General features: G+C 62.3%; 2 protein-coding genes and 1 pseudogene. 1 reads left to right on the top strand and 2 read right to left on the bottom strand.

From position 1 onward, the window contains the following. Positions 1 to 163: 163 nt before the first annotated feature. Positions 164 to 334 (bottom strand): hypothetical protein, encoded by a 171-nt coding sequence (locus tag EN750_RS33865; protein ID WP_127399241.1) that lies wholly within the window; start codon positions 332 to 334, stop codon positions 164 to 166. A gap of 52 nt (positions 335 to 386) precedes the next feature. Continuing rightward, on the bottom strand, positions 387 to 1,172 hold the full coding sequence (locus tag EN750_RS33860; protein ID WP_127331885.1) for a TSUP family transporter: 786 nt from the start codon (positions 1,170 to 1,172) through the stop codon (positions 387 to 389). 140 nt (positions 1,173 to 1,312) lie between these two features. Here EN750_RS33860 and EN750_RS33855 point away from each other — a divergent pair. After that, positions 1,313 to 1,502, top strand: a pseudogene (locus tag EN750_RS33855) (hypothetical protein); the annotation flags it as partial.

Below are 1,502 nucleotides of genomic sequence, written 5' to 3'. Positions count from 1 at the left end.
TCTCGAACCGCCCGGCGACGGACCGGTCCTGCTCTTGCTGGAGTTGCATCTCGACTGGCATCGGCCATCCTTGCGCCAAGTCAAATCTAGCAGACCCGGGGCCGGAATCAAAAGCGCCCGGCTTTTGGCCGGGCGCTCCTCGTCCCCACTTCAAGAGAAATGGTCAGGCGCCGCGCATCAGGCAGCCGCCGGCAAGCACGACGAAAGCAATAAGAACAATCCACACCGATGCGAGTGGAATGAACGCAAGAACGCCAAGCGCGGCGAGTACGCCGATGATGGCGATAACAACGGAAATGATAAAAACGATCTGCGTAGGTGCGCTAAGATTCATGTGTGGCTCCTCCTACATGATTCGAACAGCGGCATTCTATCAGGGCGCGTGATCACACACCAATCAGGGCGCGCAGCGGGTTCGCCGGGTCGGCCAGCAGCTTCACAGCAAGCGCCAGGCACACGATCACCAGCAGCGGCTTGATCAGTTTCGCGCCGATGCGCATGGCCAGGCTGGCGCCGACGCGGGCGCCGAGGAACTGGGCAACGCCCATCATCAGGCCGATCTTCCAGTAGACGACGCCGAAGGCCGCGAAGACGATGAAGCCGCCGATGTTGGAGGCGAAGTTGAGCAGCTTGGTATGCGCCGTCGCCTTGAGCACGCCGTAGCCGGCAAGTGCCACGAAGGCCAGCATGTAGAAGGAGCCTGCACCCGGCCCGAACAGGCCGTCGTAGAAGCCGATGGCCGGCACCAGGGTCAGCCCGAACAGGAACGGCGACAGCCGCTCGGCGCGGTCGATGTCGTTCATGTTGGGCTTGAACGCGAAGTAGAGCGCGATGGCGATCAGCACGATAGGCAGGGCAGCCCGCAGAATGTCACCCGGCACGATCGTTGCCAGCAAGGCGCCGATGGCGCTTCCGACAAGGGCCAGAAGCGCCGACGGCAATTGCCGGCGCAGGTCGACATGACCCTTCGACGCATAGTGGATGGTCGCCGAGCCCGAGCCGAACATGCCTTGCAGTTTGTTGGTGGCGAGCGCCTGGACCGGCGTGAAACCGGCAAGCAGCAGCGCCGGCACGGTGATCAGTCCGCCGCCGCCGGCGATCGAATCGACAAAGCCCGCGGCAAAGGCGGCGAAGGCGAGCATGGCGACGGTCTGGATGCTAAGGTCGATCATCTGATGTATGCGGCCGGCTGAAATATCGGGCGTTCGACCACGGCCGCCCTGTTTGCGCAAGGTCGATTCCGCGCTACCTCTATCCAAGCGCATCGCGCTTGGATTTGTATTTGTGTGGTTAACCCGGAAAGAGGCTCCTGATGGCATTCGCATTGCTGGACCAGATACGTCAGATATTCGACGGCGACCCGGGTGTGCGCAAGGTGGCGGACGATCCGGTCCTGTCGGCGGAACTGCTGATGCTGTTTCGCATGATCCTGGCCGACGGGTCTGTCAGCGAGAGCGAGATGGTTGTCTTCCGGCGCATCTGCAAGGACGCCTTCGGCATTG

It is taken from the genome of Mesorhizobium sp. M7A.F.Ca.ET.027.03.2.1 (assembly GCF_003999175.1).
GTDB lineage: Bacteria > Pseudomonadota > Alphaproteobacteria > Rhizobiales > Rhizobiaceae > Mesorhizobium.
Note: the sequence above shows the minus strand (reverse complement) of the source record. Positions and strands in the feature narration are given on the sequence as shown.

Excerpts from the sequence above, each read along its gene's own strand:
- EN750_RS33865 (WP_127399241.1), bottom strand. The coding sequence starts at position 334 with ATGAATCTTAGCGCACCTACGCAGATCGTTTTTATCATTTCCGTTGTT.
- EN750_RS33860 (WP_127331885.1), bottom strand. The coding sequence starts at position 1,172 with ATGATCGACCTTAGCATCCAGACCGTCGCCATGCTCGCCTTCGCCGCC.